Origin of the sequence: Qipengyuania sp. 902, from assembly GCF_051195295.1 — a bacterium.
GTDB lineage: Bacteria > Pseudomonadota > Alphaproteobacteria > Sphingomonadales > Sphingomonadaceae > Qipengyuania.
Map to the genome: position 1 here is coordinate 578,942 of NZ_JBNJLJ010000001.1, position 25,462 is coordinate 604,403.

Below are 25,462 nucleotides of genomic sequence, written 5' to 3' on the forward strand. Positions count from 1 at the left end.
CCAGGCTATGACCGACGCCGCACTTTTCACTGCTGGTTCGCTTTTCTCACAAGATTACCTCATCGAGGGCATTAAGCGCAGCGCTGCCTATGAAGAGATCGATGCCGCTGCATTGCGCGAGCGTCTAGAAACGCTTCTGGGCGCTTTTCCACACTCGACGCGTCCCAATGAGGCGACGACCGAGAGTGACCTCGTATGGCCCGTTCTCGAAGCTCTGGGCTGGTCTTCGTGGCTCACCCAGCAGAACCTGTCGTCCAGCGGCCGCGACAATGTTCCCGATGGATTGCTGTTCATCGACGAGGACACAAAGGCCAGCGCCAACGAATACGCCGAGGAATGGAAGCGCTACGGCTTCGGCGCAGCGATCGTCGAAAGCAAGCGGTGGGGACGCGCGCTAGATCGGGCAGAGGGGCGCTCGGGGCAGGAGCGTGAGACCCCATCGACACAACTGCTGCGCTACCTGCGTCGCATCGATGACCTGACCAATGGCGACCTGCGCTGGGGTATCCTGACCAACGGGGCGCGCTGGCGCCTTTACTACTCCGGCGCCCGCTCCACCATCGATGACTATCTTGAGATCGACGTCGCCCGCATCATGGGGTTGGAGGCCGATGTCTTCGATGCGGCGGTGACGGATAAAGAACGGGAGCATTGGCTGCGCGTTTTCGCTGCGATGTTCTCCCGCACCGCGTTCGAGCGGACTGCGAAGGACGCCCCCAGCTTCCATGACCGTGCTCGGCGCGAGGCGGCCTTTTATGAAGAGCGTGTCGCCAAGAGCCTGTCCGACCTGGTATTCGACAAACTCTATCCCTCGCTGGGCAAGGCCATCGCCGACAGGGCACCAGCCGATACCGACCTCGACGAGATCAGGAACGCCACGCTGATCCTGCTCTATCGTTTGCTCTTCATCCTTTACGCCGAAGATCGCGGCCTGCTGCCGGTAAAGGACAAGCGCTACGACGATTACGCCTTGCGTGAAGCGCGCAAGGATGTGGGCGAGCGCATGGATGCCGGTGATACCTTCTCCAGTGTGGCCACCCCTATTTGGGACCGCTTCTCCAGCCTCGCGATCATGATCGACAAGGGAGACCCCTCTGTCGGTCTGCCACCTTACAACGGGGGCTTGTTCAGCACCGTGCAGACGCCGCTGTTGAATGACATCCGCCTGCCTGACAGCGTGATGGCCGAAGCGCTCGACATCCTCTCCTACGAGCAGCGCGATGGCCTGCGCCGCTACATCAATTACCGCGACCTTTCGGTGCAGCAGCTTGGCTCCATCTACGAGCGGCTGCTGGAGTTCGAGATGAAGCGCGTCGATGGCGAGTTCGAGGTGCTGCCGAACATCTTCGCCCGCAAGGAAAGCGGCAGTTACTACACACCAGACGAACTGGTCCTGCTCATCATTGACGAGACCCTCGCCCCTCTTATCGACGATGCCTATGCCGCGTTCGGAAGCGCAATTGCCTCGCTTGGCAAAAATGACAGTGTAGCATCCATGCTGCGGGTGCTCGAAGGGGCTGATCCGGCCAAGGCGATCACCCGATTGCGTGTCTGCGATCCAGCCATGGGGTCAGGGCACTTCCTCGTCAGTCTGGTAGACCGCATGACCAACCAGGCGCTTGAAGCCATGGCGCGGGCAGTCGAAATCGCTGCCGAAGCAGGGGTCGAGGATTATCAGAGCCCCATCGCACGGGAGATCGAGGGCATCCGTTCTACTATCTGGCACAACGCGCAGGAGCATGATTGGGCGATCGCCGAGGAACAGCTGGACGATCCCCAGCTGGTCAAGCGCATGATATTGAAGCGCTGCGTGCATGGCGTGGACAAGAACCCCATGGCGGTCGAATTGGCCAAGGTCGCGCTGTGGCTGCACACTTTCACCGTGGGCGCGCCGCTGTCGTTCATCGACCACCACCTTCATTGTGGAGACAGCCTGTTCGGAATGTGGGTTCGCGATGCCATGGACAAGGGGGGCGAAGGAGCGGCGCTGTTTCTCCACGAACCTTTGCAGCGCGCGCAGACCCAAGCGCGGGTCATGCAGACGATCGAGGCGCTGACCGACGCTGAGATCGCCGAGGCCACGCAGAGCGCCGAGATGTGGAACGGCGTCGAAGCGCAGATTGGGGAGCTCGACGGATTCGTAAAGTTCATCCATGCCCTTGACTGGCTCGACATCAGCGACAAGCGCGAGAAGACCGCCGTGCGCGCTCTGCTGGCCGGTCAGTTCGGTGATACGATCGCCATCATGCGTGGGCGCGAAGAGCCGTTTGCGAGATCTACCCAGTTTCAGGCGTCCGGCAGCAAGGATCGGGTAAAGGCGCAGGAATATGAGCCGAGCGAGCTCGTCGATTGCATCAAGGACATCGTCAGCCGCGCCCGCCAGCTGATCGACGAAGAGCGTTTCCTCAACTGGCAGATCGCTTTCCCCGGCGTTTGGCAGAACTGGGCCAGCGCCGGGCGCGAGGGTGGTTTCGATGCGGTCATCGGCAACCCGCCATGGGATCGCTTCGAGTTCGAAGAGGTGCCTTGGTTCGAGGCGCGCGATGCTTCGATTGCACTTGCCCCGAGCGGCGCGAAACGAAAGGCAGCCATCAGGCAGTTGCGATCATCCGACACGCCACTAGCTAAACAATATGCGCGCGCTACGAAACGCATGGCGATGGCGACGAAGGTAGCGAAGGGAAAGTCGATCTACTCCACCCTGAACAAGGGCAAGCTGAACATTTACAAGCTTTTCGTCGAGCGCTCACACTCGTTAGTGCATCCACAGGGGATGGTCGGCCTCCTGACTCCCAGCGGCATCGCGGCCGACCTGTCCTCGGCGAAATTCTTCAGGCGACTCTCGACCCATGGTCACATCAAGTCGCTCTACGACTTCGAGAACCGCCGAACGCGATATGGCTACGAGCCATTCTTTCCCGATGTAGACAGCCGCTTCAAATTCGCGGCGATGACCGCCAGCCCCAAGCGCGAGTTTGATGGGACAGTTTGCGGTTTTTTCCTTCAAGCCGTGCGCGAGAGGGAAAATCCCGACAACGCTTTTCCGGTAAGTCCCGACGATTTCTCGCGAGTAAATCCTAATACTGGAACCGCTCCTGTCTTCCGCACGCGCCGAGACATGAAGATCACTACCGGAGTCTATGCGCGCTGTCCGGTGCTTCACCAGGATGTGACTGATCCCGCCGATCAGCCATGGTCGATCGGTTATTCGCAAACGATCAACATGACATCCGACAGCCACCTTTTTCGGACTAGAGGTGAACTTGAGGACGAGGTCGGAGCATGGCCACTAGGAGGTAATCGCTATGAATCTGCCGACGGTGAGTGGGTGCCCCTTTACGAGGGCAAGATGGTGCAAGCTTTCAACCACCGTGCGGCGAGTATTATCGTAAACCCGCAAAACGTGAATAGGCCAGCTCAGCCCCTCGCTGCCGAAATTCATGAACTGCATGACCCCGACTGGCTCGCCGACCCGCAATACTGGGTGCAGCCGAAGAACGACTTGGTTCGATCGGAATATGCGCTGGGCTTTAAGGACGTAACGGCCCCTACGAACGTGCGCACGATGATCGCGTCCATGATCCCAACCGGCGCTGCCGGAAATACATTCCCGCTTCTGCTGCTCGAAGATGAGGCGGCTGATCCCGCGAAGGACCGAGCGCTTTTGCTTGGTAACCTGAACGCCCTCGCGCTTGACTACATCGCGCGACAGAAGGTCCAGGGTCAGCATCTAAACTGGTATATCGTCGAGCAACTCCCAGTAATCCCGCCAGCCGCCTACAATCGCTCATTCGGCCCCAAGTCGGCTGCCGAGATCGTGCGCGAAGCTGTGCTGGAGTTGACTTACACCGCCCATGATATGGCGGCCTTCGCCCGCGACATGGGGCATGTCGATGATGCTGGCGACGTGCTGCCACCATTCCTGTGGGACGAGGAGCGCCGCCTGCAGCTGCGCGCCAAGCTCGATGCGCTCTACTTCATCCTCTACGGTATCTACGACCCCACAAACGCCGCGCAGAGCCGCGATGACATTCGCTACATCTATTCGACCTTTCCAATCGTCGAACGTCATGAACTAGCCGCGTGGGGCAGCTATCTTAGCCGCGACCTTGCGCTCGCTTGGATCAACGCTTTGATGGCCAACCAGCCGGACGCCGAGGTAGCCAGAAAAACTCAGCCGCTTTAGTTCGCGGGTTGAGGACCATAACGTCAATTGACGGTGCCGGCCCTTGCTGTGGCAATAAGCCTCCCAACATTCGGTTTGTCGTGGATCTCCACGTTGCAAGGTTTCGCAGATGATGTTGCAAGGGCAGCGCTCCTAAAACGCGGCTTTTCGGCTCCATCCGAGTGGGAGCATCTCGATCCCTCTAGGGCTTCCGAGTCCAATCAAGACACGGAAGCCCCGCAGTCAGGATCAAGTGAAGGGCACGTATTCCCAACCATCGGTCGTCATGGCGGCGAAGCCAGGCATATCTTCTTCCATCATGTTGACTAGCTCATCACCGAGAGGAAGGTCGCGAGGGTCGGGTATATCGACCGCGAAGCTCACGCTCGGCCAGTAGCCGAATCCTTTCAGTATGGCCCAGTGGAACTTGGCGATCGCCTCAGTCTCGTTCTCAGCAATCATGATGACAGGTTCGAGACATAACTGGTGGGCGCGATATAGCTTCATGGTTCTACCTCGTTTGTTGTTGAGGTCGAACAGTGCACGCGATCACTTTGGATGTCGGGTGGCTAATGACCACCGCGACTTGGGTTATCTGACTGGCAGGCTCATGAGGCGATCTGCCGCGCGCATACCCCGCTCAATCACGCATTCTCTGTCCTCCGAGCCCATGAAGCCCTTGCAATTCTCTTCATCCTGCAAGGCGATACCGATGCCAATGAAGCCCACTGTGAAGATTGCGAGGCAGATCCAAATGGTCTGCATGCCGCGGCTCTGTTCCTGTGGTTGCTGAGTATTCTGTTCCTGCATTGGTTTCTCCCTCGTGCAAACCGTAAGCTATTGGGGAACAGTTACAAGTCCACCTGAGGTAGCGGCTCTTCCAGGATCAATGCCCAAAATTCACGAACGAGTCTGGTAGCTGCTCGCGACATGAAGAAGCGCCTTGTGAACCGCGTGTCTGGCTTATGAACGTTTTTAGCTGCGTAGCCTGCCCACCTGCCTCTCCCATATCTGCTGCCGTCGATCTTCTCATACAATGGCTGAATGTTGATAGCGGGGCCTGCCTTCGGCTTTACTCCTGCTGCCGCACGGCCTTTTGGATGGAGTGCCAGCGCACGCTCCATAACGACCTTGAATTTTGTGGCCACTCTGACGTCTTCTGCGATGAAGACACCATGAAGGTGTAGCTGAGACCGCGACTTGCCCGATTTCGAGCGGGTCTCGACGACGTAGCAGTATTCCAGATCGCTGAGACCTTCAGCGGCTAGTCGCTCAGCTATGTTTCGTTTGATTCGGTCCATGGGTGCTATGCCTTCACGCTTCCATTTGGCCTCGAGATCGGGCCGTATTTTCACCGTGAAGGCATATCCCCCAGTCCAGATGCCTAACTGTGCCAGCAAGTGTAGTTTCAGGTATTCGCCTACGTCTCTCCACTGAGGAAGGTCGGTGGGGCTCAGCGAGGTCAGATCACATGAAGAGTGGTCGAAATTTGTCCATACTCGCAGCGGCGAGACAGTCCGTTCGTGCCCTGCAAGGAGAGCAGCCCGCGTTTCGGCATCGCGAACTATATCTTGAACCAACTGGTGTTCGCTTGCGATCCGGCGCCTGATCTCCCGATTCAGCGCACGCACCTTCGGTCGGCGCCTTCTCGGGCCCTCAAATTGGTTCTTGCGATAGGTGGTCAGCTTCTTGCTAGATGCCATATGCGTGCAGTCAGGCCAGATGGCCTAAAGGTGTGGAAGGCGTCGTCTCGAGAGGCGTGCCAGAGGACTTTTTTGCTGCGCCGGCCAAGCCGGACTGAGCCGGTGTTTCTCGCTCAGGCAGCCTTGGGTCGAACCTGCTTTTCTCCAGCCGCATAGAGGCGGAGCTCCTCTAACCGATAGAAGCGTCGGCCGCCTATCAGCAGGGACGACGGCCCTATGCCTTTCCGATGCCACTCAGCCAAAGTCTTGGCCGTGAAGCCTAAAAACCGAGCAGCCTCTGCCCTCGTCACTCTGCCATCGGGGGTGCATGTAATCATGGTTCACTCCTTATATTGTTTAGTAGCAGATGCGCCACTAGATGCGATTGCTGAAGAACGCAATAGCTTAGTGGCATATGTGCTACTAATTTGTTGACCGGGTCGCTGGCCTGTCGTATCGCAGGGCAGAACAAAGGAGCTAGAATGACAGAGAAACGGACAATGAAGCGCGCCCCCAAAGATATGGTCGGGTTGCAGCTCAGGTTCAGAGAGACCCTCCGCCAGCGACTGCAGGTCGCGGCGCAAGAGTCAGGCAACTCGATGAACGGTGAGATCGGCGAGCGACTTGCCCGAAGCTTAGATGACGACATTGTATATGGGACAAGGCGCAACAGGGAGCTTTTTGCTGAAGCCAATGCGCAGATGGCCCATGCTGAGCGAGCAACAGGCAAGTCTTGGACCGACGATCTCGAAACGTTTTGGGCGGCACGCGACCTTGTGCTTGAGGCTTTTGAACGGTCAGCGCCGAAAGCAAAGAATTATGATGAGATCGTCTCGGCTCAGATCGAATTGGCGAGGGTCAGAAAAGAGCGCGCAAATATCCTCGCCGAGCTGAAGAAGCTTGGAGCTGTCCGGCCTAGCAGGCGTGACGACCCCAGCGAGATCGATATATCTGACCGGCCGTATGAAAAGACCCCTCTGGCACGGTTTGAGGACGCCGACGCTGAAGCCCAGATGGATGGCGCTCTCGCTGACATCTTGTGGTCTGAGCTGGCAGACATAGAGTCCGATCTTGCTGTCGCGAAAGCCGAACTAGGAAGAGCGGAGGCTCATTCTCGTGCGGCCAGAGAGCGTGGAAGAGCGATTGCCGCAACCATCTCGGGTAGCAGCGAGACTGAAGACGGTTGATCTATGTCCCTACGTTTCGAGCGCCTCTCACGCCCGGCAGTGCGCAAATTGCGGGCTGGCGAAGCGATAACTGAGCATGGCATAACTGCATCTCGTCAAGGCAATGGCGATCTTCGCTACAGTGTAAACATCATGGTCGATGGCGAGCGTATCCATCGGGTCATCGGTCGGGAGAGCGATGGCACAACCCGCGAGCAAGCTGAAAGGGCCATTGAAAAATATCGGACGGATGCACGCGCTGGCAGGCTAGACCTGCCGAAAGGGCGGAAGCGGCACAGGACCTTCAGGGAATTCGCCGAGGAATATTTGACCCTTATCCACGGTCATCCGAAACACGGGAAGAACTTCTCCCGCAAATCCAGTCACATAAGACGTCAACTCATTCCCCACTTCAAGAGTGGACGTCTCGACAAGATCACTGATGCTGACATCAGTGCTTTCATTCAGAAGCGCCTGCTAAACGGCATATCCAAAGCGACAGTCAATCGTGAGCTATCTACACTTTCTCACCTCCTCAATCGAGCAGTCGAGTGGGGCTGGCTGCGAGTGAAGCCGAAGGTCGATAAGTTTGCAGAGGTCCCGAAGCGGGTTGAGACTTTATCCTCGTCAGAGAGACATAGGCTTCTTGAAGCCGCCATTCGTGATCAGGACCCACACACGTGGCTATTTGTCGCGATAGCGATGGGCACTGGTATGCGGCACAGCGAGATCTTGCGAATTAGGTGGGAACAGATCGAATTTGACTTACGCCGGATACATGTTCCGCAGGCCAAAGCAGGAATGCGCGAACAACCCATGCCGCAAACGCTTGCTCGACGTTTGCAACATGAATGGCTTGCGCGAGGGGAACCGGTTGACTGGCTGTTCCCGACTATTCGCAAAGACGCGAAGCACCCACACCGCAGCACCATGGCCAAGCAATTTGCGAGAACGGTCGAACGAGCCGGACTCGATCCGCAATCGGTCACGCCGCACACCCTACGACACACCGCTATTACCGACCTTGTGAAAGCAGGTGTAGACCTCCCCACGATCCAGAAGATCAGCGGGCATAAGACGCTCGCAATGGTCTTGCGTTACACGCAGCTTGCCGACGAACACGTAAGTGATTCAGTCAACGTGCTCGAGGACAGTCTTTCTGACCTGGTTACACCAGGATTACACAGGGACAAATGTCAGGCCCACCGCCCACGAGCCGGAAGATTGCAAAATCATTAGTGTTATCATTGTGGTGCGGGTGGTGGGACTCGAACCCACACGAGCAAAGCTCAGGGGATTTTAAGTCCCCGGCGTCTACCATTCCGCCACACCCGCCGCGGCGGGAGGGTTAAGGTTTTAAGAAGAGCGACGCAATCGCCGATGACAGGGGAGGGCCGCTCGAGGTCAGTCCTCGTTGAGGCGGCGGCGCATGTCTTTGCCCGGCTTGAAGTAGGGCACGCGTTTCGCGGGCACATCGACCGATTCGCCGGTCCGCGGATTGCGGCCCTTGCGGGCTTCGCGTTCGCGCGTGGAGAAAGCGCCGAAACCGCGCAGTTCGACGCGGCCACCCTCTGCCAGGCGCTGGGCGATTTCCTCGAAGAAAATGTCGAGCACCTGCTCGACCTCCTCGCTACGCAAGTCGGGATTGTCCTGCGCCAGGGCAGCCAGAAGTTCGGAACGGATCATCTGCGTTCTCCCGACCGGCCCCCTTTCGGCAGCCAGCACGATGTGTGATTTTCGCGACCCGCCCGACGCGCGATCCCTTGCGCGTCTAGACGAGCCGATAGTGGCAGAAGCCCCGCCTGCCCGCAAGTTAGGATTTTCCGTGGATTATCGGCCCAGTCAGGCGTCCTGAAGCAGCTTGGCCGGTTCGACGCCGAGGCGTTTCATCCGGGCGCGGATTTCCGGCCACTCCTCGTCGAGAAAAGCGCGTCGCTCGGTCTGCCTTAGACGATCCGCCGCGCCGCGCACGACATACATGCCGACCCCGCGCTGCACCTCGACCAGCCCGTCGTTCTGGAATTGCTGGTAGGCCTTGGCCACGGTCAGCGGGTTGGCGCCCTGCTCCGATGCCAGCGCCCGGACCGAAGGAAGCATCTCGCCTTCGGCATAGCGCCCGTCGATAATGGCCGCGGCAATCATGTCGCGCAGCTTCAGATAGACCGGCTTGTTCTGGTTTGGCATCGCGATTCCCCGAGACAGACTGCTACAGTGCCATAATACAGCGCGGCGCACAAGGTTCCCGCCCACTGCCCGACGTGTGCCATTCAGCCGCGCGCAATGCGGTCACGACTGTAACTAAGGCTTCACATGCGCGCCCAAGCCGCTAGGGTGCGCGCTTTCTTCGGGGAGGCGGCGCGCGTTCGAGCGTCTGCCGCATGAATAGGGATAATCGCACACCATGGTCGAAGGCGCCTTCTTCACATTCGGTTCCGCGTACGAGATGTGGGCCTTCCGCATCGCGGTCGTGGCGCTGGTATCGTTCCTCATCGGCGGGATGGTGCTTGTCACCCGCCCGCAGGAAGAGGTGATCGGTCATCCCAAGGGCCTCTTCCTGCTGTTCATGGCCGAAATGTGGGAGCGCTTCTCCTATTACGGCATGCGCGCCCTGCTGATCTTCTACCTCGTTCAGCACTGGCTGTTCTCCGATGCCGAAGCCTCGGTCATTTACGGCGCCTATACCGCGCTGGTGTACATCGCCCCGGTCGTCGGCGGCTATCTCGCGGACCGCTATGTCGGGCAGCGCAAGGCGGTGTTGTTCGGCGCGGTCCTGCTGACCTTCGGCCACTTCTTCATGGCCTTCGAAGGCGACGGGTCGCTCGGCCAGGATAACCCGATGCTCAATGTGTTCTGGCTTGCGCTGGCGCTGATCATCGTGGGTTCGGGCTTCCTCAAGGCGAACATCTCGGTCCTCGTCGGCCAGCTTTATTCGCGCACTGACATCCGCCGCGATCCTGCCTACACCATCTTCTACATGGGCATTAACGTCGGCGCGGCGACTGCCTCGATCATCTGCGGCTACCTCGGCCAGACGGTGGGTTGGGAGTACGGCTTCGGCCTCGCCGGTTTCGGCATGCTCATCGGCCTCGTCTTCTTCGTGATCGGCAAGCCGCTGCTGCGCGGCAAGGGCGAACCGCAGCATCCGGAACGCATTGCAGGCGGCAAGGAATACCTGATCTACGGCGCGGGCCTCGGCATGGTTGCGCTCTGCTGGCTGGCCATCCAGTATCAGGAACTCGTCGGCGTGCTGCTCGGCGGGTTCGGCGGGGCGCTGGTCGCCTATGTCCTCTCGATCGTGACCTTCCAGATGGCCTACGGGTCGTGGAAAGCGGCACCGACAGTGCCGTTCTTCATCTACATTTCAAGCGCGGTCGGCCTGATCGTCTCCCTGATCGCGGCCTCGCAGGGGAGCGAACCGGCCCAGTACACGGCTGGCGCTTCGCTGCTGGTCCTGATCGCGGTCCTGATCCAGCAATCGATGGTGAAGACCTTCCACGAGCGCGACCGCATCTTCGCGGCCATGTTCCTGATCATCGTCTCGGTGGTCTTCTGGGCCCTGTTCGAACAGGCCGGTTCCAGCCTCAACCTGTTCACCGATCGTCACGTCGATACGGCAGGCGTCAGCGCGTCGATCTTCCAGTCGGTCAATGCGATCTACATCGTCCTGCTCGCGCCGATCTTCGCGATGCTGTGGCAGGGCTTGGCGCGCAAGGGCATGGAGCCGAGCACGCCGATGAAGTTCGGCCTTGCCGTCGTGCAGGTCGGTCTCGGCTTCCTCGTCCTCGTCTGGGGCGCGGAAAGCGTGGGCGTGAACGTCCCGACGCCGGTGATCTTCATCTTCCTGATCTACCTGCTGCACACCACCGGTGAACTGTGCCTCAGCCCGGTTGGCCTTTCGGCCATGAACCGCCTCAGCCCGGCGCATATCGCTTCGCTGGTGATGGGTACGTGGTTCTTCGCCTCGGCCACCGGCAACTTCGCCGCCGGCCTGATCGCCGCGGCCACCGGCGCCGAGGGTGTGGGTGAGGAAGCCGGCAAGCAGTTGGTCCTCGACGTTTACGGCACCGTCGGCTGGTGGGCCGTCGGCATCGGCGTCGGCGTCATGGTGCTCAGCCCGCTGGTCAAGAAGCTGCTGCATCTCGACACGCTGCGCGACGACAATGTCGGCGACGATCTCGAAGGCCAGGCCGGTGCCGGTCTCGAGGCGCAGGAAGCCGGCATGCACCCCGCGACCAATCCGCAGATGCCCGGCAAGCACGAAGAGAACCGCTGATCGGCGGATACGTCTCGACGAAAGGCAATTGACCGCGCGGGCCGGGGCAGCGATGCTCCGGCCCGACTGCTTTGGGGGACCCATGAAACGTTACGCTTTATTCGCCTGCGCCGCCGCCCTCGCGATGGCCGGATGTTCGACCACGGGAAGCGCCGACGATGCTTCCGACAAGGACTGGACCGCACCTGTCGGTGAAGACGGCAATGCGCCCTTCTCCTCCACCTATGAACGCTATCCCGGGCGGCCCACCGCGCTGGTCGGCGCGACCGTCTATGACGGCGCGGGCAACCGCATCGACAATGGCACCGTGCTGTTTCGCGATGGCGAGGTGGTCGGCGTGGGCGATGCTTCACTCGATACGTCGGGCTACGATGTTCTCGACGGCAGCGGCAAGTTCGTGACACCCGGCATCATCGACATCCATTCGCACCTTGGCGACTATCCCACGCCGAGCGTCGATGCGCATTCGGACGGCAACGAAGCGACCAGCCCGACGACCCCCGAAGTCTGGGCCGAGCATTCGGTCTGGCCGCAGGATCCGGGCTTTACCCGCGCGCTCGCCAATGGCGGGGTTACCGCGCTGCAGATCCTGCCCGGCTCGGCCAATCTCATGGGCGGCCGCTCGGTAACGCTCAAGAATGTGCCTGCCCGCACGGTGCAGGGGATGAAGTTCCCCGGCGCGCCCTACGGCTTCAAAATGGCCTGCGGCGAGAACCCCAAGCGCGTTTACGGCAACCGCGGTCGCATGCCGTCCACCCGCATGGGCAATTTCGCGGTCAACCGGCAGACCTGGCTCGATGCGCGCGCCTATGACGGCAAGAAGCGCGACCTTGCCAAGGAAACGCTGAAGGGCGTGCTCGACGGCGAAATCCTGGTCCATAACCATTGCTACCGCGCCGACGAGATGGCGCTGGTCATGGATATGGCCAAGGAGATGGGCTACAAGGTCAGCGCCTTCCACCACGCTGTCGAAGCCTACAAGATCGGCGACCTACTGCGCGAAAACGACGTGTGCAGCGCGATCTGGGCCGACTGGTACGGCTTCAAGATGGAAGCTTACGACGGCATCCTCGAGAATGCCGCCTTCCTCCAGCGCGAAGGGGCCTGCGTAGTGATCCATTCGGACAGCGCGCAGGATATCCAACGCCTCAACCAGGAGGCCGCGAAGGCGCAGGCCGCTGGCCGCCGCCTCGGGATCGATATTGCCGATGAGACCGTGATCGGCTGGATCACGCTCAACGCCGCCAAGGCGATGGGGATCGACGACATGACCGGCAGCCTCGAACCCGGCAAGATGGCCGATGTCGTGCTGTGGAACGGCGATCCGCTGAGCGTCTATTCGCGCCCCGAGAAAGTCTGGATCGACGGCGCGCTGATGTATGACGCGCTGGACCGCAAGCGTCGGCCGGTGAGCGATTTCGAGCTTGGCCAGCCGGGCGAAGGAGATGTGAAATGAAGCGCGCTCTCGCCTTTGCCGCCGGCCTGCTAGCCTGCGCCTCCGCCCTTCCCGCTGCCGCACAGAACATCGCCATGACCGGCGTGACCGTCGCCACCGGGGACGGCTCCGACCCGATCGAGAACGGCGCCGTGGTCGTGGAGAACGGTCGCGTGGTCTACGCCGGGCCTGCTGCTGGCATGCCGCAGACGGCGATGCCGCTGATGGAGGCGGCACCCGGTACCTGGGTCACGCCCGGCCTCGTCGCTACGGTCACCAATCTCGGCCTGTGGGATGTGGGCGCGGTCAGCGAGTCGAACGATATCCGCGCGGGCGATTCGCCCTTCAGCGCTGCGCTGGATGCGGCGCCGATCGTCAATCCGGCATCCCAGCATATCGCCGTCCACCGGGCGGCGGGCGTCACGCGCGCAGCCACGGTAACGTCGGCCAGCAGTTCGATCTTCGGCGGACAGGGCGCAATTATCGACCTCGGCAGCGATCCGCAGGCGGTGACGCGCGCGCGAGCGTTCCAGACCGTGTCACTCGGCGAAAGCGGTGCGCGCCTCGCCGGTGGCAGCCGTGCATCGGCCCATGCCCTGCTGCGCAACGCTCTGCGCGAGGCGAACGAGTTCGGCAGCGATGCGCGCATCCCCGGTATCCGCGCGCGGCCCGCCGAACAGGGCGTGGGTGACGATGTGCCCCTGGATCCGCGACTGGTCGACAACCGGACCGAGCGCGGAGACGACGTGCTCCTCAGCCGCTTCGATGCTGCAGCGCTGGTGCCTGTGGTTCGCGGGGAGCAACCACTGTATGTGATGGTCGAACGCGCTTCCGATATCCGGAGCGTGCTGGCCCTGAAGCGCGAATTCGCCAACCTCGACCTCGTACTGGTCGGCGCGAGCGAGGGCTGGCTGGTCGCAAGCGACATCGCGGCAGCCGGGGTGCCGGTGATCGCCGACGGGCTCGACGATCTGCCGCAGGGCTTCGAGGAACTTGCCGCGACGCAGAGCAATATCGGCCGCATGGTCAAGGCCGGCGTCACCGTCGCGATCAATGCGGCCGCGATGGAGAACCCGCGTAATCTCAACCAGTATGCCGGTAACCTCGTGGCCCTGTCGCGCATTCCGGGTGCCGACGGGCTCAGCTGGGGGCAGGCCTTCGCCGCCATAACCTCGGTCCCGGCACGGATCAGCGGGCTTGGCGGTCGTGCGGGCGTGCTTGCGCCCGGTGCCGCGGGCGACGTGGTGATATGGGACGGCGACCCCTTGGAAGTCGGCGCGATGCCGACCCGCGTCTTCATCGACGGGGTGGAACAACCCCTCGAGAACCACCAGAGCCGCCTGCGCGATCGCTATCGCGATCTCGACGAGAGCGACTTGCCCAAGGCCTACGACTGGTAAGGTGACGAAAGATATGCGGACGACTTTCCTCGCTCTCGGCGCGGCGGCACTGGCGGTCGGTTTCCACACCTTGTCGGCGCAGGACGGCCCGCCCGACCGCTCGCAGGACATCGCCTGGATGAACGCGCAGCAGAGCTATCTCGCGGGTCTGAAGGCCGAAGACGGCTGGCGCTACGAGCCGGGTGGCCTGCGCTGGCGCTATATCGATTATGCAGGCAGCGAGCGCAGCCCGACCGTCGAGGACACGGTGACGGTGCATTATGCAGGCACCTTCATCGACGGAGAGACCTTCGACTCGAGCTTCGATCGGGGCGAGCCGGCGACCTTCCCGCTCGGCCGCCTGATCAAGGGCTGGCAAACCGCCATCCCGAAGATGGGCGTGGGCGACACGATCGAAGTCGCGATCCCGGCCACGCTGGCTTACGGAGTCGAGGGCAAGGGCCCGATCCCGGGCGGTGCGACGCTGCTGTTCAAGGTCCAGCTGATCGATTTCGAAAGCCCCTGACGCCGGGCGACAAGTTGGCGACAAAGGCGACACAGTGTCGCCCCGGGGCGGCCGATCCAAAGGCCTGTTTTCTTTGTCTTTTCCCCAAGCCGGGCGATCATTGAAAGCCGTCTCGCCCCCGGGGGGCATGCTTCGATTGTTTTGCGCCTCAGCCGATATCCGTACACCGTGGCCCGGACTGTAGGAAAGAACCCGACCCCATTCGTCTGACGCAAAGCGGCGCTTGCAAAAAGGTTAAGGTCTGCTATCTATGTTGACGCTGTAAACATAGGAGTGGGTGATGGATCAGGCTCTCGTTTCGCTTCTCGCCGCATCGGTGGCCTTCGTCAGCACACACTTCGCACTATCGCATCCCCTGCGCGCGCCGCTCGTCTCGGCGTTGCGCGAAACCGGCTTCATGCTGGTCTACAATGCCGTGGCCATCGCCTGCATGGTGTGGATGTATTTTGCCTTCAAGGACGCCCCACCGGCTGATTTGGGCGGCTCGGGCGAAGTCGGCTGGGCCGTCGCGACCATTCTCACCCTTCCAGCGTTGGCGCTCTTCCTCGGCGCGATGACGCCGCGCAATCCGGCAATGCCGATGCCGGGAGCGGAGGCGGCAGCGCGGGCGGGACCGGCGGGAGCGTTCCTCGTGACGCGCCATCCGATGATGTGGGGCTTCGCGCTCTGGGCCTTGTCGCACATCATGCTGTGGTGGAGCACGCGAACGCTGATCGTCGCAGGGGCGATCCTCGTCCTCGCGCTGGTCGGCGCCAAGCTTCAGGACGCGAAGAAGCGCGGCCAGATGGGCGATGCGTGGCTCGCATGGGAAGCCAAGACGAGCTTCGTCCCGCGTTTGTCGAAGCTTGGCGCGCTCGGCTGGAAAGGCTGGCTCGCAGCCCTGCTCGCCTGGGGTGTGCTGATGTGGGTGCACCTGCCGCTGGGCGGTATCCCGGCGGGTGTGTTTCGCTGGGTGTGACCGTCCTCAAGTAGCGAAGCGGTAGGACGACGAAGATGTCCTCAAGTAGCGAAGCGGTAGGACGACTAAGACTCAGCTACCGGTGAACTTGGGGGACCGCTTCTCCATCAGCGCGTCGACGCCTTCCATGTGATCCTCGGTCAGGTGCATCAGCGCCTGTGTATTCGCCGCCATTTCGAGTGCGGTGTCGTAGCTGACCGAGCGCCCCTGCCGAATGAGATTCTTCGCCTGCCGGAGCGCATGCGGGGGCATGGCCGCGACCTTGCTCGCGAGCATGCGGGCTTCGTCCATCAGCGCCTCGCCTTCGACCACGCGGCTGACGAGGCCCCAATCCTGCGCCGTCGCGGCGTCGATCACGTCGCCGGTGTAGAAGAGCTCCCCCGCACGCGCCTCGCCGATGATCCGTGGCAGGATCCAGGTGCCGCCATCGCCCGGGATGATGCCGAGCTTGAGGAAGGTGACGCCGAACTTCGCCTTGTCTGAAGCGATGCGCATGTCGGCCAGACAGGCGAGGTCGCACCCCAGCCCGATCGCCGGCCCGTTGACCGCCGCGATCAGCGGCACGCGCAGGCCGTAGAGCGCGCGCAGCACCTTATGGATGTTGTTGCGATAGCCATCGGAGATTTCCGGCGCGGTCCCGCCGAAGGCCCCGGTCCGCTCCTTCATCGCCTTGATGTCGCCGCCCGCACTGAACGCCCGCCCCGCCCCGGTGAGTATCACGCAGCGCACGTCCATGTCGGCGTTGATCGCATCGCAGGCCGCCGCAAAGGCATCCCCGTCGCCCGATGCACCGAGCGGATTCATCGTGTCGGGGCGATTGAGGGTGAGCGTGGTGACGTGGTCGGCGGTGTGGGTGGTGAGCAAGGTCATGAGCTTCCCTCTCTAATAATCGGCTCGCGCAGGAACCGCAGGACGGCTTCCTCCGCTTCATCGTGCCAAGCAAGGTCGTGTCCGACTCCCGGAAAAATCTTCAGCTGCGCGCGCGGATTAGCAGCGGCAAGCCGCTCTGCATGGGCATGCGGGATGAGGCTGTCGGCATCGCCGTGCAGTATCAAAATGTCGCTGTGGATGTTGGCCAGTTTGGTCGCATTCTCATATCTGTCCCGAAGCAACAGGCCGGTCGGCAGCCAGCGAAATTTCGCACCGACCAACTCGGAAAGGCTCGCAAAAGGCGAGATGAGGACAAGCGCTAAAGGATCGGTTTCGCCAGCCATCTGGACCGCTACCCCCGAACCGATTGAATTTCCGACGATCACGATCTCGCCTCCATCAACCCCCTGGGCGGATAGATATTCCAACGCAGCCCTGCCGTCCCGATAAAGTCCTTCCTCGCTCGGCGTGCCGGGATTGCCGCGATAGCCACCATATTCCGCTGCAAGGACGCCGTAACCGGCAGGCACCAATCGATCGGTCGCGACCACGCTCGATACCCAATCGGCCCCATTGCCATGAAAATATAAGAGGGTCGTTTTCCCCGGCTCTGCGGTGCGATAGCCCGCCCTGAGGCTCAGCCCGTCTTCGGTGCGATAGCTGATTTCCTCAAACCCACCCGTCGTCGGGCCGATCGTGCGTGGTGCGGGGTAGAGAAACCGACCCTGTTGGCTCCACAGGATGATCAGGATCGCAAGGTAGGCTGTAGCGAGAAAAACGAGGATCCACACAATGACGCGGATCGGTCGGTTCAAGCCCGCGCCTCTTCCACGCCCGCACTGTTGTGCCTGAGAGCATTCAGCACCGTGTCGACAATATGCGGCGCGTTCAGACCTGCCTCGTCGTACTGTTTCGCCGGATCGTCCTGGTCTTGGAACACGTCGGGCAGGCGCATGGTGCGCACTTTCAGCCCCGCATCGGTCAGCCCGTTGTCGCTGGCGTAGGTCAGCACATGCGCGCCGAGGCCGCCGATGGCGCCTTCCTCGACCGTGACCACCACCTCGTGGCTGCGCATCAGTTTCTCGATCAGCGCGGTGTCGAGGGGTTTGGCGAAGCGCAGGTCGGCGACGGTGGTCGAAAGGCCCTTGGCTTCGAGCTGGTCGGCGGCCTTCTTCGCCTCCTCCAGCCGCGCACCGAGCGACAGGATGGCGACCTTAGTGCCTTCGCGCACGATCCGGCCCTTGCCGATTTCGAGCTTCTCGAGCTTCTCCGGAATTTCCACGCCCGTGCCGCTGCCGCGCGGATAGCGGAAGGCGATCGGGCCGTCGTCATACTCGGCGGCAGTGTAGGTCATGTGGGCCAGCTCCGCCTCGTCGGCGGCGGCCATCACGACCATATTGGGCAGAGTGGCGAGATAGGTGATGTCGAAGCTGCCCGCATGCGTGCAGCCGTCGGCCCCGACGAGTCCGGCGCGGTCGATTGCGAAGCGCACGGGCAGGTTCTGGATCGCCACGTCGTGCACCACCTGGTCGTAGGCGCGCTGGAGGAAGGTCGAATAGATCGCGGCAAAAGGGCGCATGCCTTCTGCTGCTAGGCCCGCCGCAAAGGTCACGCCATGCTGTTCGGCAATACCGACATCGAAGGCCTTGTCGGGATGCGCCTTCGCGAATTTGTCGACGCCCGTCCCGCTCGGCATGGCAGCGGTGATGGCGCAGATGCGCGGGTCCTTGTCAGCGAGCTTGGCCAGCGTTTCGCCGAAGACGTTCTGGTAGGCGGGCGGACCGCCGCTGGACTTCTTCTGCTCGCCGGTAACCACATCGAACTTGGCGACGCCGTGATATTTGTCGGCACTGTTTTCGGCCGGAGCATAGCCCTTGCCCTTCGTGGTCACGACATGGATCAGCACCGGGCCCTGCTCGCTGTCGCGGACGTTTTCCAGCACCGGGATGAGGTGGTCGAGATTGTGCCCGTCGATCGGGCCGACATAATAGAAGCCGAGCTCTTCGAACATGGTCCCGCCGGTCACCATGCCGCGGGCGTATTCTTCCGCCTTTTCGAGCCCGCCCCAAACGCGGCGGCCCATCTTGCGGGCGATCTTGGAGGCCATGGACCGCAGGCCGAGATATTCGCTGCTCGACACCATGCGCGCGAGATAGGCGGACAGGCCGCCCACCGGCGGAGCGATCGACATGTCGTTGTCGTTGAGGATCACCACCAGGCGGTTGCCCGCCTGTTCGGCATTGTTCATCGCCTCATAGGCCATGCCAGCACTCATCGCGCCATCGCCGATCACTGCGATGCCGCGGCCCGGGCGGTTCTGCATCTTGTTGGCCATGGCAAAGCCGAGCGCCGCGCTGATCGAGGTGGAGCTGTGCGCCGCGCCGAAGGGATCGTATTCGCTCTCCGCGCGCTTGGTGAAGCCGCTGAGGCCCCCACCCTGGCGCAGGGTGCGAATGCGATCGCGCCGCCCGGTGAGGATCTTGTGCGGGTAGCACTGGTGGCCGACGTCCCACACAAGCTTGTCGGTCGGGGTGTCGAAAACATAGTGGATCGCGGTGGTCAGTTCTACCACGCCGAGACCCGACCCGAGATGCCCGCCGGTCGTGCCCACGGCATCGATCATTTCTTCCCGAAGTTCGTCGGAAAGTTGGCGCAATTGCTCTTTCTTGAGCTTGCGGAGATCGTCGGGAGTGTCGACCGTGTCGAGCAGCGGCGTCTTGGGACGGGTATTCATACGAATGCCTTACACTCGCACATCCGACCTGTCGATGAACGGTTTGACAGGCGAATGACCCGCTTCGCCGCCCGCGTCAGGCCGCGCAATCGTCGCACAACCCGCGTAGTTCGACCACCGGTCGCACGTCGGTAAAGCCCGCCGCCTTGCCCGCATCGCGCAGCGTGCCCGTCACGCGCTCGTCGTCGAGATGGGTGGCTTTCCCGCAATCGTCGCAGATCAGGAAGATGCAATCGTGCCGGCACCCGGGATGGGTATTGACGAGATAGGCATTGGCGCTCTCGATCCGGTTGGCGAGATTGTTGCGCACGAACAAGTCGAGGATGCGATAGACGCTGTTGGGCGCGACCCGCTTCCCGCGCGAGGCGGAGAGATTGTCGGCGATGTCGTAGGCGCTGGCGGGCCGGTCGTGCTTCGCGAGTTCCTCGAACACGGACTGGCGCATGCCGGTCCATTGCTCGCCATGTTCGGTCAGGGTGTGGCGCGCAGCGTCGATCAGCGCGTCGCCTTCATGCTCTTTGTGGGAATGGCCGCTCATGGGGCGAGAGGTAAGCCCGCCTCACAAAGCTATCAAGTCAGTTCGGCTGGAACTTCGCGCTGTAGACGCCCGGATACATCGCCTTCAGCGCGCGGACCTTCGGCGCATCCCAGCTCACGATATAGCCGTGGCGCGGGTTCTTCAGCATGAAATCCTGATGATAGGTTTCGGCATCGTAGAAGGCCTGCGCCCGCTCGATCTTCGTGACGATCGGCTTGTCCCACAGCTTCGCTGCCTTCAGCTGGCCGAGATAGGCCTTGGCAACCGCGTTCTGCTCCGCCGAAAGCGGGACGAGGGCATTGCGATAATGCGCGCCGGTATCCGGCCCTTGGCGGTTGAGCTGGGTCGGATCGGTCACGACAGAGAAAAAGATGCGCAGCAGCTGGTCGTAGCGAATGACCTTTGGGTCGTAGACGACCTTCACCGCTTCGGCATGGTCGGTCACGCCGCTGGACACGAGCTTGTAATCGGCCTGCCGCTCGGTACCGCCGTGGTAGCCGGAAACGGCGCTCTTCACGCCCTTCACGTGGCTGAGCACGCCTTCGACGCCCCAGAAGCACCCACCGGCGAAGATCGCGGTCTTGAGGCCGCTGCCTTCCTTGGCGATGCGCTTGGCCTGCGGCGCCTCCACCACCGTTTCGGCGGCAATGGCGGGCTGCATGCAGGCGCTCGCGCCGAAGGAAAGCGCAGCCGCAAGGAGAGTGGCGCGAAGCTTCATTAGAAGATCGACGCCACGAGCTGCGGGACGGCGGCAAGTATCTCGCCTCCACCGGCGATGGCAATGGCAAGGGCTCCGGCAGCGAAACCGATGCCGAAATTGCGATAGAGGTCGGGGGTGAAGAGTTGCATGGTGGGTCTTTCGTCAGTCTTGCCCACATGGTTACACCTGCCGCAATTGCGACATGCTTAATGCGATGGTTGTGAACTATTCAGCCGATCAGCCCGCAAGCTGAATGGGCCCTCAATGGCGGAAGTGGCGCATCCCGGTGAAGACCATGGCGAGGCCGCGTTCGTTGGCGGCGGCGATAACCTCGTCGTCGCGGATCGAACCGCCCGGCTGGATAATCGCTGTCGCGCCCGCTTCGGCGGCAGCGAGCAAGCCGTCGGCGAAGGGGAAGAAGGCATCCGATGCCACCGCGCTCCCGACAGCGCGGCTCTGCTCCCAACCGTATTTCTCAGCCGCTTCGGCGGCCTTGAGCGCGGCGATGCGCGACGAATCGCGGCGGTTCATCTGGCCCGCGCCGATCCCGGCAGTGGCGCCATCCTTGGCATAGACGATCGCATTCGACTTCACGTGCCGCGCCACGGTCCAGGCGAAGAGGCAATCCTTCAGTTCCTGCTCGCTCGGTGCGCGTTCGGTCACGACCTTCAGCTCGGCCTCGCCGATCGCGCCATTGTCGCGCGTCTGGACCAGAAGGCCGCCGGTAATCGGCTTGACGCTCAGCCCGCCGCGGCGCGGATCCGGCAAATCGCCGGTGACCAGCAGGCGCAGGTTCTTCTTCTTGGCGAAAGCCACGCGCGCCTCATCGGTCACCGAGGGAGCGATGACGACTTCGGTGAAGATCTCGCAGATCGCCGCCGCCGTTTCGCCGTCGAGCTCGGCGTTGACGGCGACGATGCCGCCGAAGGCCGAGACGCTGTCGCACGCCAGTGCTTCGTTCCACGCGTCAAGCAAAGTCGCGCCTTGCGCCACGCCGCAAGGGTTGGCGTGCTTGACGATGACCACTGCAGGATCGCCGCCCTTGAATTCGGCGCACAGTTCCAGCGCGGCATCGGCATCGTTGTAATTGTTGTAGCTGAGCTCCTTGCCCTGCAGCTGCTCGGCCTGCGCGATGCCGCGCGCATGAGGTCCGACGGGCGTATAGAGTGCTGCCTTCTGGTGCGGGTTCTCGCCATAACGCAGCTCGACCGGCGCCTTGCCGTTGACCGCCAGGAAATCGGGGAAAGTCTGCTGCTGGTCGGCGAAAGCGAACCACTGGCTGATCATGCTATCGTAGGCAGCGGTTGCGGCAAACGCCTTGGCCGCACATTTGCGCCGGAAATCGAGGCTGGTCGCGCCGTTCGCATCCAGCTCGCCCAGCAGCGTATCGTAATCCGCCGGATCGGTGACGATGGTGACGAACTGGTGGTTCTTAGCGGCGCTGCGCACCATGCTCGGACCGCCGATATCGATATTCTCGATGATCTCGTCGCGTTCCGCACCCTTCGCCACGGTCGCCTCGAACGGGTAGAGATTGACCACCACCAGATCGATGGCGCCGATCTCATGCTCCTCCATCGCGGCGGCATGATCCGGATTGTCGCGCACGGCGAGGAGGCCGCCATGGACCATCGGGTGCAGCGTCTTGACCCGACCGTCCATCATCTCGGGAAAGCCGGTGAGGTCGGAAACGTCTTTCACTTCCAGCCCTGCCTCGCGCAGCGCCTTCGCCGTGCCGCCGGTCGAGACCAGCTCTACGCCCTTGGCGGCCAGCGCCTTGCCGAGCTTTACCAAACCGCTCTTGTCGGACACCGAGAGCAGTGCCCGCTTGATTGCCACATCCGCCATTGAATTCATCCCATGCGTTTCAGCAGCCAGGGGAAACGCCCCCCGCTGCGCGGCGTCAGTCCTTCGACGACCAGCTGTTTCGTCGCCCGCGGGCGGCCATGGCCATCGACCCACAGGCTGTCTTCGAGCGTCATTTTCGCTTCGCCGCTATCGCCGCCGAGCCGGAATTGCCAGTAGCTGCCGTCCGGCAGGGGGAGGCCCGCGCCGCGATTGTCTTCCGATAGGCCAGCCTCGATCCCGTAACCGAGATGGAAGCGGATCGCGAAGGCGATCTTGCCCCGCTTGCCCTCCTTGCCCGACGGTTCGAGCAGGTCCTCGCCGCGCAATTCCTCGCCATCTGCCGAGAGCAGCAGGATGCGCCGGTGCAGCAGGCCGTGGCGCGCGGCGTAACCATTATGCGCCGCCTCCAGCCGCGTGGCGTCGCGCCCGCGCTGTTTCACGACGGTGCGGGCGATATCGACTTCCTCGACGCCCTTGCCGATCTGGCCCTTGATCAGCACGGCGGTGGAATTGGCATCGTCCAGCACCAGCGTCGAATGCGCGGCCGTTCCGCGCAGCCCCTGCTCGATGCGGATCGGCACCTGACCGCCCGCCAGCTCCGCGCCGCCGCAGTTGACGATAATGCGCTGTTGCTTCGCGGAGAATTCGAAGGCCAGTGTCGAGGCGCAACCGTGGCGGGCGTGGCGCGGGCGCGGCGGCGGCGCGGCGTCGAGCACCAGCACGCTCTTGCCGGCGTCGACGCGCTGGTATCCCCAGTGGCGCGTATCTTTGGCCGGACGGGCGCGCACGCCGGTCGCCTCGATCAGCGCATCGAGCCGGGCGGCAGAGGTTTTGCCCGCACCCTGCCAGCTGCCGAGCGCCCGGTCGCCCATGCGCAGCGTGAGCAGCGGCGGGACCAGCAGCGCGATCATGGTCTCCAGCGCGGCGGGAGGGTCGCGATCGACCGCATCGTAACACGCCTTGAGGTCGACCAGCAGCGCGATCGCTTCCATCTGTGCCAAGGGGCTGCGCGAGAGGACCCCGCCATCGTCGCTCACCAGTTCGCCGAGCGCGCGGAGCAGGCCAGCTTCGCTGTAGAGCCGGCGCGGACGGCCATCGGGCAGCAACAGTCCGGCTGCCGTGATCGCGCACCAGCCCGCGACCTGGCCCAGCAGGTCGCCGGCGCTCGTGACATTGCGATCGAGCCAGCGCGCAGTCGTTTCCATCTGCTCCAGCATCCGCGCTCGCGCAGCGGGATCGCCCGACAGAATCAGCGGCGCGTGGACGAACCAGCCGAGCAGGCGGAGGCCCGCATTCTCCACGGTCCAGGCCGCGCCCTTGCCCGGTGCCGGATTGGCCTTGAGCCATTTGCGCAAGGCCCGCTCGGCAATCGGCGCGCATTCTTCGCGCGGGGCACAGGCGGAGAGATCGCGCAACCAGGTGAAGCCGTGGACCACGCGCAGGAACGGCGGAGTCAGCGGCGCGGAGCTGGCGAAATCGACCTTGTCGATCGGCGCCTTGAGCCCATGGACCTGCAACTGCCCCGCCCGCAGCGCCATGCCTGCGGCCCGGTCGCCCTCCAGCGGCGACATGACCGTGCCGAGCATCCGCGGCGCGGCGGGCTTGCGCAGCGGCGCCGCCAGCAAGCTGCCGGGCACGCCCAGCCGGTATGCCCAGCGCAGCGCGGCATCGACCGGCCCGGCTTGCGGAGGCTTGAAATCCGAGAGAGCAAGCGCCCGTCCGGGCTCCTGCGGCATGTCGCCCGCCGCCACAGCCTCGCCGTCGGTGACCAGTGGTTCGTCCGCATCGCCCAGCGGCAGGGCGAGCGCATCGGCGGTGTCGAGCGTGCGGTCGTCCTCGCGCAGCAGCGTGTGGACGCCTTCGCTCATTGGTCGCCCTTCAGCGCGGCGATGTTCGCGGCATATTGCCCAGGCCCGCCCTTGAAAGTGGCCGAGCCGGCGACCAGCACATCCGCGCCCGCATCGACGCACAGTCGCGCGGTTTCTTCATTGACGCCGCCATCGACTTCGAGGTGGATATCCCGCCCGGTCCTGTCGATCATCTTGCGGATCGCCTCCACCTTGCGCAGCTGCGAATGGATGAAGCTTTGCCCGCCGAACCCGGGATTGACGCTCATCACCAGCACGAGGTCGACTTCATCGATGAGATAGTCGAGCATCTTGGCGGGCGTGCCCGGATTGAGCACCACGCCGGCCTTCTTGCCGAGCCCGCGGATCGCCTGCAGCGTGCGGTGGATATGCGGCCCGGCTTCGGGATGGACGGTGATGATGTCCGCACCGGCTTCGGCGAAAGCTTCGAGATAGGGATCGATCGGCGCGATCATCAAATGCACGTCGAACGGCTTGTCGGTGTGCGGGCGCAGCGCCTTCACCACCGCCGGGCCGATGGTGATGTTGGGCACGTAATGCCCGTCCATCACGTCGACATGGATCCAGTCCGCCCCCGCTTCGTCGATAGCGCGCACCTCGTCGCCCAGCCGCGCGAAATCGGCCGAGAGGATGGAAGGGGAGATCAACGGTTGGGTCATGCGGGCGCGGGCCTTGGTCGCGTGTGAGCCTCGGCCAGCCCTACGCGCGCGAAACGGCGGTTAACAAGCGAGCCACCATGCCTTTTCCACATCGCGCGATGCGCCTAGGGTCGGTTTATGACCAAGCCGCGCAAGATCACCGCCAATTATGTCGAGACCGAGATCGACGACGAAATCCTCCTGGTCGATCTCGACGGCGGCGAACTGTTCTCGCTGTCGGGAACTGCGCGCGAGATCTGGCGGCTGATCGACGGGGAGCAAACGCTGGACGAAATCGCGGATACAGTCGCACGCGGCTACTCCGTCGAAGAGAAGCAATTGCAACGCGACGTAGCGCGTTTCGTCGCGCAGCTCAGGGACGCGGCGTTGGTCGCCGATACGAACCTTTCATCCGCCAACCATTCATGATATTGAGCTGGCAGAGGAATATCGATGACAGACCGGCAAGCCCCAATCAAGACAGCCAAGCGCGAATGGGCAGCGCCCGACCTTGTGCGCCTGGGAACGATCCGCGAAATCGCAGGACCCAAGGGTGGCACTCTGGTCAACGGCATCAATGCGAATCGCATTCCAACCTGAGCGATAGAATACTCCGGCCCGACAGATGATTGCGGCCTGCCTCTCGGCTCTGTCATCCGTCGATCCCGCCAGACTTGCCATT

Annotated in this window: 25 protein-coding genes and 1 tRNA gene; 10 read left to right on the forward strand and 16 right to left on the reverse strand. The window is 62.6% G+C overall.

The features are described from left to right. The first annotated feature begins 7 nt into the window (after positions 1–7). On the forward strand, positions 8–4,186 hold the full coding sequence (locus tag ACSH0F_RS02820) for an Eco57I restriction-modification methylase domain-containing protein (RefSeq protein WP_435199693.1): 4,179 nt from the start codon (positions 8–10) through the stop codon (positions 4,184–4,186). 228 nt (positions 4,187–4,414) lie between these two features. Here the strand turns inward: ACSH0F_RS02820 and ACSH0F_RS02825 are convergent, their stop codons facing one another. The 4 genes from ACSH0F_RS02825 to ACSH0F_RS02840 all read right to left on the reverse strand — a co-directional run bounded on the left by ACSH0F_RS02825 (position 4,415) and on the right by ACSH0F_RS02840 (position 6,185). Then, positions 4,415–4,672: a hypothetical protein gene (locus ACSH0F_RS02825; protein ID WP_435199695.1), complete on the reverse strand. Its 258-nt coding sequence runs from the start codon at positions 4,670–4,672 to the stop codon at positions 4,415–4,417. Between the two features lie 84 nt (positions 4,673–4,756). Next, positions 4,757–4,975 carry a hypothetical protein gene (locus tag ACSH0F_RS02830; RefSeq protein ID WP_435199697.1) on the reverse strand — a complete coding sequence of 73 codons (219 nt, stop codon included), beginning with the start codon at positions 4,973–4,975 and terminating at the stop codon, positions 4,757–4,759. A gap of 41 nt (positions 4,976–5,016) precedes the next feature. Then, positions 5,017–5,796 (reverse strand): hypothetical protein, encoded by a 780-nt coding sequence (locus ACSH0F_RS02835; protein ID WP_435199699.1) that lies wholly within the window; start codon positions 5,794–5,796, stop codon positions 5,017–5,019. Between the two features lie 185 nt (positions 5,797–5,981). Then, entirely contained in the window at positions 5,982–6,185 is a 204-nt protein-coding gene (locus ACSH0F_RS02840) for a helix-turn-helix domain-containing protein (protein ID WP_435199701.1), read from the reverse strand. Between the two features lie 144 nt (positions 6,186–6,329). On the opposite strand from ACSH0F_RS02840, the gene ACSH0F_RS02845 reads away from it, so the two are divergent. Both ACSH0F_RS02845 and ACSH0F_RS02850 read left to right on the forward strand, forming a co-directional pair. After that, the gene (locus ACSH0F_RS02845; protein WP_435199703.1) at positions 6,330–7,034 is read left to right on the forward strand and encodes a hypothetical protein; all 705 of its coding nucleotides are present in this window, start codon (positions 6,330–6,332) and stop codon (positions 7,032–7,034) included. A gap of 39 nt (positions 7,035–7,073) precedes the next feature. Next, a complete protein-coding gene (locus ACSH0F_RS02850) occupies positions 7,074–8,252 on the forward strand; it encodes a tyrosine-type recombinase/integrase (protein WP_435199705.1) in 1,179 nt (392 codons plus the stop codon). Positions 8,253–8,263: 11 nt separating this feature from the next. Here the strand turns inward: ACSH0F_RS02850 and ACSH0F_RS02855 are convergent. From ACSH0F_RS02855 to ACSH0F_RS02865, 3 genes are all read right to left on the reverse strand, one after another. Next, a tRNA-Leu gene (locus ACSH0F_RS02855) sits at positions 8,264–8,348 on the reverse strand. 69 nt (positions 8,349–8,417) lie between these two features. Next, positions 8,418–8,699, reverse strand: a complete 282-nt coding sequence (locus ACSH0F_RS02860) for an integration host factor subunit beta (protein ID WP_435199707.1) — start codon at positions 8,697–8,699, stop codon at positions 8,418–8,420. A 156-nt stretch (positions 8,700–8,855) separates the two neighbouring features. Beyond that, positions 8,856–9,197, reverse strand: coding sequence for a GntR family transcriptional regulator (locus ACSH0F_RS02865; RefSeq protein ID WP_435199709.1), 342 nt, complete (start codon positions 9,195–9,197; stop codon positions 8,856–8,858). A 217-nt stretch (positions 9,198–9,414) separates the two neighbouring features. Between ACSH0F_RS02865 and ACSH0F_RS02870 the strand changes: the two genes are divergently transcribed. From ACSH0F_RS02870 to ACSH0F_RS02890, 5 genes are all read left to right on the forward strand, one after another. Then, a complete protein-coding gene (locus ACSH0F_RS02870) occupies positions 9,415–11,286 on the forward strand; it encodes a peptide MFS transporter (protein ID WP_435199711.1) in 1,872 nt (623 codons plus the stop codon). Between the two features lie 82 nt (positions 11,287–11,368). Then, positions 11,369–12,742 carry an amidohydrolase gene (locus ACSH0F_RS02875; protein ID WP_435199713.1) on the forward strand — a complete coding sequence of 458 codons (1,374 nt, stop codon included), beginning with the start codon at positions 11,369–11,371 and terminating at the stop codon, positions 12,740–12,742. Further along, positions 12,739–14,121 carry an amidohydrolase family protein gene (locus ACSH0F_RS02880; protein WP_435199715.1) on the forward strand — a complete coding sequence of 461 codons (1,383 nt, stop codon included), beginning with the start codon at positions 12,739–12,741 and terminating at the stop codon, positions 14,119–14,121. The genes ACSH0F_RS02875 and ACSH0F_RS02880 overlap by 4 nt, the downstream gene beginning before the upstream one ends. A 13-nt stretch (positions 14,122–14,134) precedes the next feature. Beyond that, positions 14,135–14,626: an FKBP-type peptidyl-prolyl cis-trans isomerase gene (locus ACSH0F_RS02885; RefSeq protein WP_435199717.1), complete on the forward strand. Its 492-nt coding sequence runs from the start codon at positions 14,135–14,137 to the stop codon at positions 14,624–14,626. Between the two features lie 280 nt (positions 14,627–14,906). Continuing rightward, positions 14,907–15,584: an NnrU family protein gene (locus ACSH0F_RS02890; protein ID WP_435199719.1), complete on the forward strand. Its 678-nt coding sequence runs from the start codon at positions 14,907–14,909 to the stop codon at positions 15,582–15,584. Between the two features lie 72 nt (positions 15,585–15,656). On the opposite strand, the gene ACSH0F_RS02895 is transcribed toward ACSH0F_RS02890, so the two are convergent. From ACSH0F_RS02895 to rpe, 9 genes are all read right to left on the reverse strand, one after another. Further along, entirely contained in the window at positions 15,657–16,454 is a 798-nt protein-coding gene (locus tag ACSH0F_RS02895) for a crotonase/enoyl-CoA hydratase family protein (RefSeq protein WP_435199721.1), read from the reverse strand. Continuing rightward, positions 16,451–17,269 carry an alpha/beta hydrolase gene (locus tag ACSH0F_RS02900; RefSeq protein WP_435199723.1) on the reverse strand — a complete coding sequence of 273 codons (819 nt, stop codon included), beginning with the start codon at positions 17,267–17,269 and terminating at the stop codon, positions 16,451–16,453. Before ACSH0F_RS02900 ends, ACSH0F_RS02895 begins: the two co-directional genes overlap by 4 nt. After that, positions 17,266–19,188: a 1-deoxy-D-xylulose-5-phosphate synthase gene (dxs, locus tag ACSH0F_RS02905; protein WP_435199725.1), complete on the reverse strand. Its 1,923-nt coding sequence runs from the start codon at positions 19,186–19,188 to the stop codon at positions 17,266–17,268. The genes ACSH0F_RS02900 and dxs overlap by 4 nt, the downstream gene beginning before the upstream one ends. Before the next feature lie 76 nt (positions 19,189–19,264). Next, positions 19,265–19,726, reverse strand: a complete 462-nt coding sequence (locus ACSH0F_RS02910) for a Fur family transcriptional regulator (RefSeq protein ID WP_278329093.1) — start codon at positions 19,724–19,726, stop codon at positions 19,265–19,267. A 37-nt stretch (positions 19,727–19,763) separates the two neighbouring features. Continuing rightward, positions 19,764–20,387, reverse strand: coding sequence for a peptide-methionine (S)-S-oxide reductase MsrA (gene msrA, locus ACSH0F_RS02915; RefSeq protein WP_435199727.1), 624 nt, complete (start codon positions 20,385–20,387; stop codon positions 19,764–19,766). Between the two features lie 56 nt (positions 20,388–20,443). Continuing rightward, entirely contained in the window at positions 20,444–20,575 is a 132-nt protein-coding gene (locus tag ACSH0F_RS02920; RefSeq protein ID WP_435199729.1) for a hypothetical protein, read from the reverse strand. 112 nt (positions 20,576–20,687) lie between these two features. Further along, positions 20,688–22,274, reverse strand: coding sequence for a bifunctional phosphoribosylaminoimidazolecarboxamide formyltransferase/IMP cyclohydrolase (gene purH / locus ACSH0F_RS02925; RefSeq protein WP_435199731.1), 1,587 nt, complete (start codon positions 22,272–22,274; stop codon positions 20,688–20,690). 5 nt (positions 22,275–22,279) lie between these two features. After that, positions 22,280–24,142 carry a heparinase II/III family protein gene (locus ACSH0F_RS02930; RefSeq protein WP_435199733.1) on the reverse strand — a complete coding sequence of 621 codons (1,863 nt, stop codon included), beginning with the start codon at positions 24,140–24,142 and terminating at the stop codon, positions 22,280–22,282. Then, on the reverse strand, positions 24,139–24,801 hold the full coding sequence (rpe, locus tag ACSH0F_RS02935; RefSeq protein ID WP_435199735.1) for a ribulose-phosphate 3-epimerase: 663 nt from the start codon (positions 24,799–24,801) through the stop codon (positions 24,139–24,141). Before rpe ends, ACSH0F_RS02930 begins: the two co-directional genes overlap by 4 nt. A 117-nt stretch (positions 24,802–24,918) precedes the next feature. Here rpe and ACSH0F_RS02940 point away from each other — a divergent pair, with 117 nt between their 5' ends. Then, the gene (locus tag ACSH0F_RS02940) at positions 24,919–25,209 is read left to right on the forward strand and encodes a PqqD family protein (protein ID WP_435199737.1); all 291 of its coding nucleotides are present in this window, start codon (positions 24,919–24,921) and stop codon (positions 25,207–25,209) included. A 24-nt stretch (positions 25,210–25,233) separates the two neighbouring features. Next, entirely contained in the window at positions 25,234–25,380 is a 147-nt protein-coding gene (locus ACSH0F_RS02945) for a hypothetical protein (RefSeq protein ID WP_435199739.1), read from the forward strand. Positions 25,381–25,462 lie beyond the last annotated feature (82 nt).